The sequence below is a fragment of the Streptomyces apocyni genome (assembly GCF_009739465.1).
Classification (GTDB): Bacteria; Actinomycetota; Actinomycetes; order Streptomycetales; family Streptomycetaceae; genus Streptomyces; species Streptomyces apocyni.
Genome location: NZ_WHOM01000072.1, coordinates 292752 through 306158, shown reverse-complemented (window position 1 = coordinate 306158; position 13407 = coordinate 292752). Strand labels below are relative to the sequence as shown.

Annotated in this window: 18 protein-coding genes and 1 tRNA gene; 8 read left to right on the top strand and 11 right to left on the bottom strand. The window is 70.1% G+C overall.

Annotation, left to right across the window (positions count from 1 at the left end; translation table 11 throughout):
• The first annotated feature begins 28 nt into the window (after window positions 1-28).
• The 6 genes from moaC (at window position 29) to GCN81_RS26665 (ending at window position 4218) form a co-directional block, all read left to right on the top strand.
• A complete protein-coding gene (moaC, locus tag GCN81_RS26690) occupies window positions 29-529 on the top strand; it encodes a cyclic pyranopterin monophosphate synthase MoaC (RefSeq protein WP_156727041.1) in 501 nt (166 codons plus the stop codon).
• Window positions 526-1074 (top strand): MogA/MoaB family molybdenum cofactor biosynthesis protein, encoded by a 549-nt coding sequence (locus GCN81_RS26685; RefSeq protein WP_156727040.1) that lies wholly within the window; start codon window positions 526-528, stop codon window positions 1072-1074. The genes moaC and GCN81_RS26685 overlap by 4 nt, the downstream gene beginning before the upstream one ends.
• Window positions 1071-1697 (top strand): GNAT family N-acetyltransferase, encoded by a 627-nt coding sequence (locus tag GCN81_RS26680; RefSeq protein WP_156727039.1) that lies wholly within the window; start codon window positions 1071-1073, stop codon window positions 1695-1697. The genes GCN81_RS26685 and GCN81_RS26680 overlap by 4 nt, the downstream gene beginning before the upstream one ends.
• 162 nt (window positions 1698-1859) lie before the next feature.
• Window positions 1860-3008 (top strand): divisome protein SepX/GlpR, encoded by a 1149-nt coding sequence (gene sepX / locus GCN81_RS26675; RefSeq protein ID WP_156727038.1) that lies wholly within the window; start codon window positions 1860-1862, stop codon window positions 3006-3008.
• Window positions 3009-3108: 100 nt separating this feature from the next.
• A tRNA-Ala gene (locus tag GCN81_RS26670) sits at window positions 3109-3185 on the top strand.
• Window positions 3186-3300: 115 nt separating this feature from the next.
• Complete coding sequence (locus tag GCN81_RS26665; protein ID WP_156727037.1) at window positions 3301-4218, top strand: alpha/beta hydrolase; 918 nt, start codon at window positions 3301-3303, stop codon at window positions 4216-4218.
• Window positions 4219-4238: 20 nt separating this feature from the next.
• Here GCN81_RS26665 and GCN81_RS26660 read toward each other — a convergent pair whose 3' ends face one another.
• The 9 genes from GCN81_RS26660 to GCN81_RS26625 all read right to left on the bottom strand — a co-directional run bounded on the left by GCN81_RS26660 (window position 4239) and on the right by GCN81_RS26625 (window position 10685).
• Entirely contained in the window at window positions 4239-5519 is a 1281-nt protein-coding gene (locus GCN81_RS26660) for a glycosyltransferase family 4 protein (protein ID WP_156727036.1), read from the bottom strand.
• Between the two features lie 55 nt (window positions 5520-5574).
• Complete coding sequence (locus GCN81_RS32030) at window positions 5575-5961, bottom strand: hypothetical protein (RefSeq protein ID WP_197287789.1); 387 nt, start codon at window positions 5959-5961, stop codon at window positions 5575-5577.
• Between the two features lie 31 nt (window positions 5962-5992).
• Window positions 5993-6238 (bottom strand): hypothetical protein, encoded by a 246-nt coding sequence (locus tag GCN81_RS26650; RefSeq protein ID WP_156727035.1) that lies wholly within the window; start codon window positions 6236-6238, stop codon window positions 5993-5995.
• Window positions 6239-6242: 4 nt separating this feature from the next.
• Entirely contained in the window at window positions 6243-7145 is a 903-nt protein-coding gene (locus GCN81_RS26645) for an ABC transporter permease (RefSeq protein ID WP_156727034.1), read from the bottom strand.
• Window positions 7132-7938: an ABC transporter ATP-binding protein gene (locus tag GCN81_RS26640; protein WP_156727033.1), complete on the bottom strand. Its 807-nt coding sequence runs from the start codon at window positions 7936-7938 to the stop codon at window positions 7132-7134. The genes GCN81_RS26645 and GCN81_RS26640 overlap by 14 nt, the downstream gene beginning before the upstream one ends.
• Before the next feature lie 88 nt (window positions 7939-8026).
• A complete protein-coding gene (locus GCN81_RS26635) occupies window positions 8027-9133 on the bottom strand; it encodes an ABC transporter substrate-binding protein (protein ID WP_156727032.1) in 1107 nt (368 codons plus the stop codon).
• Window positions 9134-9346: 213 nt separating this feature from the next.
• Window positions 9347-9454 (bottom strand): putative leader peptide, encoded by a 108-nt coding sequence (locus tag GCN81_RS32920; protein WP_325065135.1) that lies wholly within the window; start codon window positions 9452-9454, stop codon window positions 9347-9349.
• Window positions 9455-9584: 130 nt separating this feature from the next.
• The gene (locus tag GCN81_RS26630) at window positions 9585-10043 is read right to left on the bottom strand and encodes an RrF2 family transcriptional regulator (RefSeq protein WP_156727031.1); all 459 of its coding nucleotides are present in this window, start codon (window positions 10041-10043) and stop codon (window positions 9585-9587) included.
• 57 nt (window positions 10044-10100) lie between these two features.
• On the bottom strand, window positions 10101-10685 hold the full coding sequence (locus GCN81_RS26625; protein ID WP_156727030.1) for a TetR/AcrR family transcriptional regulator: 585 nt from the start codon (window positions 10683-10685) through the stop codon (window positions 10101-10103).
• 53 nt (window positions 10686-10738) lie between these two features.
• Here GCN81_RS26625 and GCN81_RS26620 point away from each other — a divergent pair, with 53 nt between their 5' ends.
• Entirely contained in the window at window positions 10739-11290 is a 552-nt protein-coding gene (locus tag GCN81_RS26620) for a GNAT family N-acetyltransferase (RefSeq protein WP_156727029.1), read from the top strand.
• A gap of 51 nt (window positions 11291-11341) precedes the next feature.
• Here the strand turns inward: GCN81_RS26620 and GCN81_RS26615 are convergent, their stop codons facing one another.
• Entirely contained in the window at window positions 11342-11833 is a 492-nt protein-coding gene (locus tag GCN81_RS26615) for a GNAT family N-acetyltransferase (protein ID WP_156727028.1), read from the bottom strand.
• 18 nt (window positions 11834-11851) lie between these two features.
• On the opposite strand from GCN81_RS26615, the gene GCN81_RS26610 reads away from it, so the two are divergent.
• Window positions 11852-12664 (top strand): exodeoxyribonuclease III, encoded by an 813-nt coding sequence (locus tag GCN81_RS26610; protein ID WP_156727027.1) that lies wholly within the window; start codon window positions 11852-11854, stop codon window positions 12662-12664.
• Window positions 12665-12683: 19 nt separating this feature from the next.
• Here the strand turns inward: GCN81_RS26610 and GCN81_RS26605 are convergent, their stop codons facing one another.
• Window positions 12684-13310, bottom strand: coding sequence for a MerR family transcriptional regulator (locus tag GCN81_RS26605; RefSeq protein WP_156727190.1), 627 nt, complete (start codon window positions 13308-13310; stop codon window positions 12684-12686).
• Between the last annotated feature and the right edge of the window lie 97 nt (window positions 13311-13407).

Genomic DNA, 13407 nt, shown 5'->3' with positions numbered 1-13407 from the left:
CGCACAGGCCCCACCGGGAGCGCCACGCATGACCACGCAGGACCGACTGACACACATCGACGAAGCGGGCGCCGCCCGAATGGTCGACGTCTCCGAGAAGGACGTGACCGCGCGCACCGCGCGGGCCACCGGCCGGGTGCTTGTCGCGCCCCGCGTGGTCGAGCTGCTGCGCGGCGAAGGGGTACCCAAGGGCGACGCCCTCGCCACCGCCCGTATCGCGGGCATCATGGGCGCCAAGCGCACCCCGGACCTGATCCCGCTCTGCCACCCGCTCGCGGTGTCCGGGGTGAAGCTGGACCTGTCGGTGGCCGATGACGCGGTCGAGATCGTCGCCACGGTGAAGACCACCGACCGCACGGGCGTGGAGATGGAGGCCCTGACAGCCGTCTCGGTGGCCGCCCTCACCGTCGTCGACATGGTCAAGGCGGTCGACAAGGGCGCGGTCATCACGGACGTACGGGTCGAGGAGAAGACGGGCGGGAAGTCCGGCGACTGGGCGCGCTCCACGCGGGAAGGCACGCAGCCATGACGTCGCGGTCCGGCCCGGCACAGTCGGGTACGTCGTCGCAGCCCGGCCCGTCGCCGCTGCGCGCCCTCGTCGTCACCGCGTCCAACCGCGCCGCGGCCGGTGTGTACGCCGACAAGGGAGGCCCGATACTCGCCGACGGCCTCGCCGCCATGGGCTTCGAGGTCGACGGGCCGCGGGTCGTCCCCGACGGAGACCCCGTCGAGCAGGCCCTGCGCGCGGGCGCCGCCGCCGGATACGACGTCATCCTCACCACCGGCGGCACCGGCATCTCGCCCACCGACCGCACCCCCGAGGCCACCCGCCGCGTCCTCGACTACGAGATCCCCGGCATCCCGGAGGCGATCCGCGCGTACGGCACCGCCAAGGTGCCCACCGCCGCGCTCTCCCGTGGCCTGGCCGGAGTCGCCGGGCACACGCTGATCGTGAACCTGCCGGGGTCGACGGGCGGAGTGCGTGACGGGCTCGCCGTACTGGGGAAGGTGCTGACGCACGCCGTCGAACAGATCCGCGGCGGCGACCACCCCAGACCCGGGAGTCCGAGCTGAACGGCCCCTCCTGGCCCGTGGAACTGGCGGACGGCGATATCGTCCTCCGCCCCATAAAGCTGCGCGACCAGCGGTCCTGGCGTGAGGTCAACCGCCGCAACCGCGAGTGGCTGCGCCCCTGGGAGGCGACTATTCCGCCGCCCGTACCCGGCGGACTTCCCGCCCGGCGGCCCACGTACCGCCAGATGGTGCGCCATCTGCGCGCGGAGGCCAACGCGGGGCGGATGCTGCCCTTCGTCATCGACTACCAGGGGCACCTCGTCGGGCAGCTGACGGTCGCCGGGATCACCTGGGGCTCGATGTGCTCGGGCCATATCGGCTACTGGGTCGACCAGTCGGTCGCGGGCCGCGGGGTGATGCCCGCCGCGGTGGCGCTGGCGGTCGACCACTGCTTCCGCACGGTCGGGCTGCACCGGGTCGAGGTATGCATTCGCCCGGAGAACGGGCCAAGTCGCCGGGTGGTGGAGAAACTCGGATTCCGCGGGGAGGGGATGCGGCCGCGCTATCTCCACATTGACGGGGCCTGGCGGGACCATCTGGTGTTCGCGCTCACCGTCGAAGAGGCGACCGACGGGCTGCTGAACCGCTGGCACCAGGCACAACACGGGAACTCTCATAAATAAAATAAGTGTTCGAATACTAGGGTCAGTTGACCCGCTATATGCCCGGGATTGAAGGCTGCTGATCGCACCAGTCACAAAAAAAGTTCGAGATATCAGCCAGATCGTGCGACACACCGGCGCAATTGGCAGATGGCCTCACGCAAACCCCTCTACCGTGTGAGCGTGAGCAGCAGCGGCCTCATCTACGCAGTCATCGTCGGGGCCTGGGCCGCCTACTTGGTGCCGATGTGGCTCCGCAGGCAGGACGAGCTCAATGAGGCCCGTCCGACGGAACGCTTCAGCACGGCCATCCGGTTGCTGTCCGGCCGGGCGGGTATGGAGCGCCGGTACGCGAAGGACCTGCGGCAGCGCACCGAAGAGGATGAGCCCGGGACCGGCCCGGACGCTGGCACCGAGCCCGTGACGGGTTCCCGCGCCATCGACGTCCGGTCCTCCGCCATGCCCTCCGCGCCCGCCGTACCCTCGGACGCCGAGCACCCGGACTCGGCCCCGGCCCGGCGCGCACGCCAGGGCGCAGGGACCGGCGCTGGCGGGTCGGGCGGTGCTGGCGTTGCGGGCCAGGAGGCCGCCGCGCGGGCCCGGCGCTCGAAGGTACTCGCACGCCGCCGCCGTACCACGGTGGCGCTCTTCTTCGCCTTCAGCGTCGGCGCGATCGTCGCGGCCGTCGGCGGCCTGGGGTTCCTCTGGGCGCCCGCCGCCCCCGCCGCCCTGCTCAGCGCGTACATCGTGTATCTGCGCTCCCAGGAGCGCCGCCGCTTCACGTACACCATGGACCGGCGCCGTGCCGAGTTCGCCGCACAGCGGCTGCGCGAGCGCCGCACCGGCACCCGACGCCCCGCGACACCCGCCGCCGATCCTGACGACCACCCCGAACCGGCCCCCGAGCCGGGACTCTCCGCGCTCGCCGCCGACCGCCGTGCGCTCGTCGAGCAGACCGATCACGCCGAGTGGGTCGACCAACAGCGGGAGCGCGAGCGCGGCACGGCCCGCGGCGAGAGCTGGGACCCGGTCCCGGTGCCACTGCCGACCTACGTCACGGCACCGGTCGCCCCGCGCGCCACCACCAGCGTCGACCTGGGCGCACCCGACACCTGGAGCTCGGCCCGCTCCAGCGCCGCCGAACCCGCCGCGACGGACCGCGCCCCCCACGCGCCCCCGCCCGCCGACGACACCCCCACCCCAGACGCCACCCCAGACGCCCAGGCCCCGGCCCGCCGAGCCGCCGCAGGCCGCCGCTCCCGCGAGCGCGGCCGCACCCCCCTCTTCGACCAGTACGCCGACGGCGACCGCCCCCGCGCCGCCAACGAGTGACCCCGCAGCGCACCCCACCCCTCCCGGCCACCGAGCTGACCAGCCAGGGAACGGATTTCCAAGCACCCCGATCGGAGTGCTAAGGTTTCACACGTCGCAAGGGCCTGTGGCGCAGTCTGGTAGCGCACCTCGTTCGCATCGAGGGGGTCTGGGGTTCAAATCCCCACAGGTCCACCAGCGACTGTTCTTGAGTTAGCTCAGGAATGGTGACGAGATCCCGTCCGATCATTTTGATCGGGCGGGATCTCGTCGTTTCTGACCTCAGTTCTGACCCCAGTGATGAGGAGGGTGTGTGCGATTCGCGCTGGACGCACTGTTCGCTGACGTGCCCGCGGAGCAGGTCGATGAGGCGCGTGAGTTCTACGAGTCGAGGGAGGCAGGCCGGGGCCCCAGCACACTGCGGGAGCTCAAGGAGGCACGCGCGAGGAGGCCTGCTCCTCGTGCCGCCCATCCGCCTGCCATCGACGAGACGATCGAAACCGCGGAAGCGCGCGTCCCTGTCAGGGTCTTCACGCCTGTCGCCGGTCCGCCGCGGGGCGTCTATCTGGACATACACGGCGGCGGCTTCTACATGGACTCCGCGGCGGGAGGGGACACGCGCAACCGCGAGCTCGCGGACGCCCTGCAACTCGCCGTGGTCAGCGTCGACTACCGGCTGGCCCCTGAGCACCCCTGGCCGGCGGCACCCGACGACTGTGAAGCGGCGGCGCTCTGGCTGGTCGAAGAAGCCGATGCCCGCTTCGGGACGTCCCGGCTTGCTATCGGCGGGACCTCCGCGGGAGCCACACTCGCTCTGGCGACCCTGCTCCGGCTGAGAGACCGAGGAGCCGTTGGCCGATTCACCGGCGCCGCACTCCAGTTCGGCACGTACGACTTGAGCGCACGAACCCCGGGCGGTCGCCGCATCGCGGACGAATACTTCCTCCAGGCGTACGTCGGCCAGGTGGAAGACCGCACCGTTCCTGATATCTCTCCCCTCTACGGTGTTCTTCGCGGGCTCCCCCCGACGCTGCTGGTCGTCGGAAGCGCAGACGTGTTGCTGGAAGACAACCTGGCGTTGGCAGGTCGGTTGTCAGCGGCCGACAACGACGTCGAGGTCCGGGTCTACCCCGGCGCACCCCACGGCTTTACGGGCCACCCCACGGCGATGGCCAGGACGGCGCTCAGCGGCGTCGACTCCTGGCTGCGCGACCGGATTGCGCAAGCGTAGGGACGTTCGGGTTTTCCCGGTCACCGTGATGTCCGAAGGCGCCGCTGGGCCGCGCGTACGGCCACCTTGGTCAAGTCCTTGGCGTGGTAGTAGGCGTGCACGACGTACGCGGTGGGCAGGCCGTCCAGGTGGCGCAGGCGTCCTCTGGCGCCCGACCTGCGCTCCAGAAGCTCCCGGAACAGCGCCTCGTACCTCGGTACGATCCGCGCCGGATCGTACTGGCGGCCCTTGTCCAAGGCGGCCCGGCCCATACGCTTGCGCCGTTCGTCGTCCTGGATCAATTGCAGCAGCGCGTCCGTCATGGCGTCGGGGTCGCGCCGCGGAACGAGCAGTCCGTCCACGCCGTGGTCGATGATCTCGCCCGGCCCGAGTGGGCAGTCGGTGCTCACCACCGGCAGGCCGACTCGCATCGCCTCGACGATGGTCATGCCGAAGGCCTCCGTGTTCGAGGAGACGGCCAGCACGGAAGCCTTGGCCATCTCGGGTTCGACGGGCGTGACCGAGCCCATCAGTGTCACACCGTCCCCGAGCCCCAGTTGGTCGATGAGTTGGGCCAGCATCTTCTTCTGGGGGCCTGTGCCGTACAGCTTCAGCTCCCAGTCCGGCCGCTCGGTCCGGACTTTCGCGAAGGCCCGGATCAGGTCCGCGTACCGCTTCACGGGGGCCAGCCGACCGACCGCGACCACACACTTGGCGTCCAGCGTGCTGGGCCGAACTCCCGGGTCAGGGGCGCTGTTGGGAATCGCCTCGACGCGTACGCCTGGCAGCCGGAACTTGCGACGATAGGTCGCGGCGTCCGCCTCAGTGACGGTGGTGATCGCGTCGAGCCGTGGGTACACCCGGCGCAACTTGAGGTTCAGCGGGGTGGGATGGACGTCGAGCGTCAGGTGTTCCTGGCCGATACGGACCAGGCGGCGCGGGGCCTGGCGGGCGATGTGGACGTTGAGGCCGGGGCGGGTTCCGATCACGATCTCGGCGTCCAGGCGGGCCAGGTCGGCGGCGATCCGTTCGTCGGTCAGCTCGCTGTACTGGGGGTAACGGCCGTCCTCGGGCGGGAAGACCCGTGAGGGCCGTCTCGCGAGGGGGAGATCGCCCTCGTACGAGTCGCTGTTCTTCCGCATGTCCACCAGGAACCGCAGCCGTACCCGCGGGCTGACACGCAGCTGGGGTTTGGTCCGGAACCGGAAGACGGCGACGATCTCGACGTCATGCCGCTCGGCCAGGGCGTTGGCGAGATTGATGGTGGTGCGAATGGTCCCGCCGATTCCATCGGCATGGTGAATCAGGAACGAAATGCGCATATGTCCATCGTCCCGAGCGAGATGCGCAAAGCGAGCGTGACACGGTGGGCCCGTGTCACGACCACTCGACGGAGAACGCGCCTAGCCGTCCACGCAGATGGCCTGGACCGTGAAGCGTCTGCTCGCCTGGCGCCGCGACCTCGGTGCTGTCCGAGACGATCTCGTGTCCACTGAAGCCGGAGGGGCCGGGAGGGCCCTGTGGCCCTTCGGGACCTGCCGGGCCGGGCTCGCCCTGGGGTCCTTGCGGGCCCGCCGGTCCCTGGGGGCCCTCCTTGTTCCAGCTGACCGGCGACTCGTTCGGTCGGCACGCGTCGGGGCTTTCGACGATGCGGGTACGGCCGTTGCCGTCGCTGACGCACGCGTGGATGACGTCCTCGTCGTCGGTGGCGTAGGCGATGCTGCCCAGAACCGTCGCGCAGACGAGCGTCCCAGCGCCGAACATCGCGGCGACGCGTACCGTCGATCTCCGGGGCCTACTCCTGGGCCTGGTCTCCGTCATGGTGGTGCCTGCGGGGCTCGGGCGCGGAGCGGTTGCCCGCGCTCTCCGCCGCTATGCCATGGCGGTCGGCGGTATCCACATCCGGCGACGGCCGTTCGGGCCAGCCGACGGGCGAATACCCCACGTTCGGGTGCCGGTCGGTGCCTCCTGGCTCACACGTTCCCAGGTTTGCCACGCCCTGGACCACATCCTGGACGGCCTGGAGCGCAAGCGCGGGCAAGCCTTCAGCGGGTGACCAGGAGTCCGCGGCTGCGCAGCACGTAGCGCTCGATCGGTGCGAACACCAGCAGGTCGATCGCGATCCCGACCACCAGGATCAACAGGATCGCGGTCAGCACGAGTGGCATGTCCTGGTAGGCGCGTCCGGTCTCCAGGAGTTGGCCCAGGCCAGCGCCCAGGTCGGGTGAGTGGGCGATGATCTCGGCCGCCATCAGCGACCGCCAGGAGAACGCCCAGCCCTGCTTGAGTCCGGAGAGATAGCCGGGCAGGGCGGCGGGCAGCAGCACATGCCGTACGCCGGTGAGTCCGGTGGCGCCGATGACGCGCCCCGCGCGCAGGTAGAGCGGCGGGATCTGGTCGATGCCGGAGACCAGGCCGTTGGCGATCGACGGGACCGCGCCGAGCAGCACCACCGCGAAGATCATGGAGTCAGTGAGCCCGAACCAGATGATGGCGGCCGGTACCCAGGCGACGGACGGCAGCGACTGGAGCCCGGTCAGCAGCGGACCGATCGCGGTCCGTACGAACCGCACCTTCGCGACGAGCAGGCCCAGCGGCGTTCCGATGGCGACGGCGATCAGGAAGCCGAGGACCCCGCGCGAGACGCTCGTCCAGATCACGTCGAACAGCGTGCCCTTGTACCACTGGTCGACCAGGGTGTCCCAGACCTGGAGCGGGCCGGGAAGCTGGTAGTCCTCCTTGATCTCGAGGACGTACGCGAGCTGCCAGGCGGCCAGCACCAGAACGATGGCGGTGACGGGCGGCAGGACCCGGTGCAGGAGCACCTGGCCGATCGGGGTGCGGGAGGTGGCGTGGGTCTCGAGCGCGTCGAGCCCTGCCTCGAGTTCCGTCAGATCGGTTGACTGGTCTGATGTCGACCGGTCCGATGTGGAGTCAGTGGTGGCCATGTCGGCGGATCTCCCCCCGCAGGTGTTCGGTGATCTCGATGGACAGGCTGGCGACCGCGGCGTCTTCCACGCGACGCGGCTGCGGGTAGTCGACCTGCCATTCGTGGGCGATGCGCCCGGGCCGGGAGGACAGCAGTACGACGCGCTGCGCGAGGCGGACGGCCTCGCGGACGTTGTGGGTGACGAAGAGAACGGAGACCTGCGTCTCGGCCCAGATCCGCGTCAGCTCCTCGTGCAGGACGTCCCGCGTGATCGCGTCAAGCGCCGCGAACGGCTCGTCCATCAGGAGGAGTTGGCTGTCCTGGGCGAGGGCCCGCGCCAGCGCGACCCGCTGCCGCATGCCGCCGGACAGCTCGTGTACGCGCTTTCGGTGGGCGCCCTTGAGGCGCACCAGCTCCAGCAGCCGCTCGGCCTCGCCGCGGCGCTCTGGCTTGGGCAGACCGCGTGTCTTCAGCGCCAGTTCGATGTTCTGGCCCGCGGTGAGCCAGGGGAACAGGGCGTGCTCCTGGAACATCAGGGCAGGACGGCCACCGGGCACCTCGATGGTTCCGGCGGACGGCTTGTCCAGTCCCGCGACGAGGTTGAGCAGCGTGGACTTTCCGCAGCCGGACGCCCCCAGGAGGGTCACGAACGAGCCCGCCTCGACATCGAGGGAGATGTCGTCCAGGACGAGCTGCTGCTCACCGCGGCGGCCGAAGGACTTCGATACGTGGCTGAACCGGGCCGCGTACTCGACCGCGGGTGCCTGCTGCTGCCCCTCGGCGGGAGTCTTGACGAGTGCGGTGGGCGTCATGGGGTCACCTCCTGAGGTGTTCTGCGCGGATGGGGCGGGTGGGGCTGGTGGGGCTGGTGGGGCGAGTGAGGTTGTGCGGTTGGTGCGGTTACTTGACGCCGAGGCCGGCGTCGTCGGCGGCGGGCTTGCCTTCGGCCTTCAGCACCTTGTTGAGGAGCGAGAGGTCGTAGATGCTGTCGGTCTTGGCGTCGCTGAGGAGACCGGCCCGCACGCTGTGTTCCGCCTGGTCCCGGAGCGTCGAGGCGAGCGGGTCGTCGGTGACCTTGATCGCCTTGAACGCCGAGTCGAGTACGTCGTCCGGCAGCGACCTGCCGGTGTACGTCTCCAGGCTGGCGTTGACGTTCTTCTTCGCCTTGTCCGGGTTGGCGTTGATCCACTTGTTCGTCTTCACCGAGCCGCGTACGACGGCTTCGACGACGTCCGGGTGCTCCTTGAGGAACTTCTGCGAGACGACCAGGTGGGTGGTGACGAATGCGCCGTCCTTCCACAGGTCCTTCTCGTCCAGGAGCACCTTGCCGCCCTTGGCCACGATCGTGGAGGCGGTGGGCTCCGGCACCCATGCTCCGTCCAGGCCGCCCTGCTGGAAGGTGGTCGGGATCTCCTTGGGGTCCTGCCGGACGACGGAGACATCGCCCTTGCCGGTCTCCGCGTTGACCTTGAGATCGTTCCCGGCGAGGTAGTTGAGCAGCGCCACGTCCTGGGTGTTGCCGATCTGCGGGGTGGCGATCCGCTTGCCCTTGAGGTCGTCGAGCGACTTGATCTTGTCCGGGTTGACCACGAGCGAGGCGCCGCCGGAGGTGGCTCCGGCGACGATGCGCAGGTTTCTGCCGTCAGACTTGGTGTAGCCGTTGATCGCGGGGGACGGGCCGATCCACGTCATGTCGACGGAGTTGGCGTTGAGTGCCTCGATCGCGGAGGGGCCCGTGTTGAAGATCTGCGGCGTGACCTGCGTACCGCCCAGCTCCTTCTGCACCAGGCCGACGCTGCCCAGGCCCACCAGCGGGGTGGCATGGGTCGCGTTGGCGAAGAAGCCGATCCTCACCTTGTCGAGGCCGTCGACCTTCTCGCCCCGCGCGACGGGCGCCGTGTTCTCCGGCACCCGCTGAGATCCGTAGCCGCAGGCGGTCAGCAGCAACGGCAGGGCCGCTATCGCGGCGAGGGCACGCAGGGCGGCGCGCGGTCGGGCGGCAGACACGGAGGTGTCCTCTCAAGGGCTGGACGGCGATCTGAGACGTACGGAGCAACACGGGCGGGATCGCGGGCGGTCGCGAGCAGAGCGGCCCATTGGTACGCCGCGCCGTTCAAGGGCGTGCGGCATAGGGCATGCGAGCGTGCGGCGGCGAAGTCGGCCGGAAGGGCAGCGGGGCTCTGGCTCTGTGGTGTGGAGAGCCGGGCTCTGCGGACGGGCTCAGTGGCGCCGACAGATGGCGCTGGACGTACGTTCCAGGTCGATGTGGCGGCGGGAGGTCAGGAGCGGCAGCGAGCGGCCCGCGCGGATCAGCGTTCTCACGGCCACCTCACAGCATCCCTAGTTTTCCTACCTGGTTGGCAGAGATAGTGCCAGAGCGACGCGCTCACCCCAAGAGGGTGTCCGCATGATGGACAGACTTATCCCGTTCTGCGAGATAGGGCACGTCAGGGGTAGGTCAGGGGTTGTCCCAGGCGCTGGGGGCGTCGGCCAGCGCGGATACCTCGGCGGGCAGCTCGGCCGACGCGACGTCGGCCAGCGACACCCCGTCGAGGATCTCGCGGACGTTGGCCCGCAGCGCGATCCACAGGGGCAGCAGCGACTGGGCGGGGCCGGTGTACGACAGCTCCGGGGGGCGCACCCCGCGTACCGAGACGAGCGGTCCGTCCACGACGCGGATCACATCGGCGATGCTGATGGACTCGGCGGGCTTGGCCAGCCGGTAGCCGCCGTTGCCGCCGCGCTGGCTGAGGACGAGCCCGCCCCGGCGCATGTCGTTCAGGATGCCTTCCAGGAACTTGTGCGGGATGTCCTGGGCGTCGGAGATGGCCTCGGCCTTCAGCGGCCCGCCATCCCGCGACGCGGCAAGCTGAAGCGCGGCACGTACCGCGTAGTCCGCCCTGGCTGAGATCCGCATACGGGCATTATCCCGTAGCTGGGTGTGCGGTCGGGGCGGGCAGGGTGGTCGGGGCGGTCAGGGTGCCAGCGCGGTCAGGTAGTCGTCGAGGAGCTCGACCTGCCGCTCGGGTGGGAACGTCGCGGGGTCGAACAGCGCCTGCACCACCAGCCCGAGCACGAAGGAGTGGGCGCCAGCCGCGATGCGCGCCGGGTCCCCCGGGGGTAGTTCGCCGCGTCGTTGGGCCGCAGTGACCAGGTCGCGGAGGTTCTCGCGGCCCCGCGCGTACTTGCGGGCGTAGTCGTCGCTCAGCCCGGGGTCGGCGAGCGCGGTGTCCCAGGAGGACACCCAGATCCGGTTGGTGTCGGTGGCTTCGCCGGTCAGCGGCAGTACGTGGAGCAGTGCTGTCCGAATGGCGGGCAGACCGTCTCCGCTGGTGAGTCGGGGGCGGGCGGCGGTGCGTGCTTCGAGCAGGTCGAGGGCGTGGGCGACCAGGTCGCGCTTGGCGGGGAAGTAGTGGGTGAGCAGGCCGGTGGTCGCGCCCAGCTCGGCGGCGACGGCGCGCAGGGTCAGGCCGCCGAAGCCGTGCGCGGCCAGGACCCGCCAGACCGCCTCGGAGACGTCGCGGCGGCGGGCCTCGTGGTCCCCCTTGGTGCGTGGCATGCTGTCACCGTACATAACCATAACGCTTGTTGTGTGAATGTGAGGCCGTCGTCATGTTCTCCCTTCCTCTGCGGGACAACGCTTCCCTCCGGCCGCTTGAGATCTGGCACGCCGAGGAGTTCGCCGCGCACCTGGACCGGGCCCGCGAACACATCCGGCCGTGGGTCGGGGCGGGCTTCATCACCGACGACCTCGACGGGGCGCGGGCCACCCTGCGCCGGTACGCCGAGCGCCAGGCCGCGGACGGTGGTCGCCTCTACGGCATCTGGCTCGACGGCACGCTGGTCGGCGGCGTGATGTTCGTGGACGTCAACGCGGCGCTCGGGCTATGCGAGATCGGTTGCTGGCTGGAGCCTGCCGCGGAGGGCCTCGGCCTGGTCACCGACGCGTGCGACGCCTTGCTGGACTGGGCGTTCACCGTGCGCGGACTGCACCGCGCGGAGTGGCGCTGCCGGGCCGACAACGACCGCAGCTCCGCGGTGGCCCAGCGGCTCGGCATGACGCTGGAGGGTGTGCAGCGCGAGTACTGGCCCTGCGACGGCATCCGCCACGACAAGGAGAACTGGGCGATCCTCGCCCCCGAGTGGCGGCTCACCCGAGCCTAGGCGGGGCGACAGGACCTAGCGCGTCAACCCGGGATCAGCCGTTCACCGGGATCAGCCGTTCAGCGGCTTGGCGTAGCAGCGGCTCTCGTCGTAGTCGCGGTAGTGCCCGAACTTGGCGCACGCGGTGTACCCACTGGAGAGGTAGAGGCCGATCGCCTCCGGCTGCTTTATCCCGGTCTCCAGGACCATCCGGACCCGCCCCGCGGCCCGTGCGTCGGCCTCCAGCAGGGCGAGGAGGGTGCGGGACAGTCCCTGGCCGCGCGCCTCGGGCACGACGTACATCCGCTTGAGCTCGGCGTCCCCGTCCGCGTACCCCTCGTCGTTCTTGTCCTGGCCGCGCCAGCCGCCGGTAGCTACCGGGACGCCCAGCGCGTCGTACGCGACGAGGTACAGCCCGTGTGGCGGCCGGAACATCGACGCGTCGAGCGGGGTGGCGTCCCCCTCCTCGTCCTCCAGCTCATAGCGCTCGACGTACTCGAGCTGTACGCGGTCGTTGAGCTTGACGGCGTCGGGGTGGTCGTAGGGAAGCTGACGTATATCCATGCGGACTATCGTACTTCTATGCGGCGGTATGGTGCCCCAGTGCTCACTGTGACTTCCGTAAACGTAAATGGCCTGCGTGCCGCCGCCAAGAAGGGCTTCGTCGAGTGGCTGGCCCAGACGGACGCCGACGTCGTCTGCCTGCAAGAGGTGCGCGCGGAGCCGCAGCAGCTGCCGGATGCCGTACGGGAGCCCGACGGCTGGCACGTCGTCCACGCCCCGGCCGCCGACAAGGGGCGCGCGGGCGTCTCCCTCTATACGCGCCGGGAGCCGGACCGCGTGCGGATCGGCTTCGGGTCCGAGGAGTTCGACGGCAGCGGGCGGTACGTGGAGGCCGACCTGCCCGGCGTCACGGTCGCGAGCCTGTACCTCCCCTCGGGTGAGGTCGGCACCGAGCGGCAGGACCAGAAGGAACGGTTCATGGCCGAGTTCCTGGTGTACCTGAAGGACCTCAAGGCGCGCGCCGCGGCGGACGGCCGCGAGGTTCTGGTCTGCGGCGACTGGAACATCGCCCACCAGGAGGCCGACCTCAAGAACTGGAAGGGCAACAAGAAGAACGCCGGGTTCCTGCCGGAGGAGCGGGCGTGGCTCGGCGAGGTCTTCGAGGAGTACGTGGATGTGGTGCGGGCTCAGCACCCGGGCGTGGCGGGCCCGTACTCCTGGTGGTCCTACCGTGGCCGCGCGTTCGATAACGACGCGGGCTGGCGGATCGACTACGTCGTCAGCTCGCCCGCCCTGGCGGAGCGCGCGCTCAAGGCGTACGTGGAACGGGCGGCCAGCCACGCGGAGCGCTGGAGCGACCACGCGCCGGTGACGGTCGTCTTCGACGCGTAGGGGTTGCGGGGTTACGGGGCTACGGGGTTTTGAGGGTGGCCAGGTGGCGGTCCAGGGCCAGTGAGACCTCCGCCTCGATCACGCTCTTGGCCAGCGGACGCAGGTCGGTCAGGTCCGCGTCGGGGATGTGGGTGCGGATCGTCGTGGTGAAGAGTTCCGCCAGGGCGTCGGCGTGGTCGCGTACGCGTTTGCCCGCGTCCAGGACCGCGGCGAGAGGGACGCCCTGGCGGACCAGGGTGGCTGAGACGTCCAGCAGGCGGCGGCTGATGTGGACGATCTCGTCGCCGTCCGTGGCCAGGTAGCCGAGGTCGAGTGCGGCCGCGAGGTTCTCCGGGGTGGCCTCGTCCTCGAAGTAGTCGGCGAGTGCCTCCGGGGTGAGGCGGACCGGGGTCTCCTCGGTGGGCTCGCCGAGGCCGAGCACCTCGCCGACGTCGCGGCCGCTCTCGAAGGCCTCGGTGAGGTCGGCGATGGCGTTGAGGGTGTGGCCGCGCTCCAGGAGGGCGGTGATGGTGCGCAGGCGGGCCAGGTGGTGGGAGTCGTACCAGGCGATGCGGCCCTCGCGGCGGGGTGGCGGGAGGAGCTTGCGCTCGCGGTAGAAGCGCAGGGTGCGCACGGTGATTCCGGCCAGCTCGGCCAGTTCCTCCATGCGGTACTCGCGCGCGCCGCCGCCTGTTTGTTCGCCTTGTTCGCCTTGTACAGCCACGTTAGAACCCTATGTTGTACCGCCGGTAACTTTCTCCCGT

Coding starts and splice junctions, on each gene's coding strand:
- GCN81_RS26610 (WP_156727027.1), top strand. CDS start 11,852: ATGCGGCGGTATGGTGCCCCAGTGCTCACTGTGACTTCCGTAAACGTA.
- GCN81_RS26660 (WP_156727036.1), bottom strand. CDS start 5,519: ATGCGCATTTCGTTCCTGATTCACCATGCCGATGGAATCGGCGGGACC.
- GCN81_RS26620 (WP_156727029.1), top strand. CDS start 10,739: ATGTTCTCCCTTCCTCTGCGGGACAACGCTTCCCTCCGGCCGCTTGAG.
- GCN81_RS32030 (WP_197287789.1), bottom strand. CDS start 5,961: ATGTTCGGCGCTGGGACGCTCGTCTGCGCGACGGTTCTGGGCAGCATC.
- GCN81_RS26615 (WP_156727028.1), bottom strand. CDS start 11,833: ATGGATATACGTCAGCTTCCCTACGACCACCCCGACGCCGTCAAGCTC.
- GCN81_RS26605 (WP_156727190.1), bottom strand. CDS start 13,310: ATGGAGGAACTGGCCGAGCTGGCCGGAATCACCGTGCGCACCCTGCGC.
- GCN81_RS26685 (WP_156727040.1), top strand. CDS start 526: ATGACGTCGCGGTCCGGCCCGGCACAGTCGGGTACGTCGTCGCAGCCC.
- GCN81_RS26630 (WP_156727031.1), bottom strand. CDS start 10,043: ATGCGGATCTCAGCCAGGGCGGACTACGCGGTACGTGCCGCGCTTCAG.
- GCN81_RS26640 (WP_156727033.1), bottom strand. CDS start 7,938: ATGACGCCCACCGCACTCGTCAAGACTCCCGCCGAGGGGCAGCAGCAG.
- GCN81_RS26625 (WP_156727030.1), bottom strand. CDS start 10,685: ATGCCACGCACCAAGGGGGACCACGAGGCCCGCCGCCGCGACGTCTCC.
- moaC (WP_156727041.1), top strand. CDS start 29: ATGACCACGCAGGACCGACTGACACACATCGACGAAGCGGGCGCCGCC.
- GCN81_RS26645 (WP_156727034.1), bottom strand. CDS start 7,145: ATGGCCACCACTGACTCCACATCGGACCGGTCGACATCAGACCAGTCA.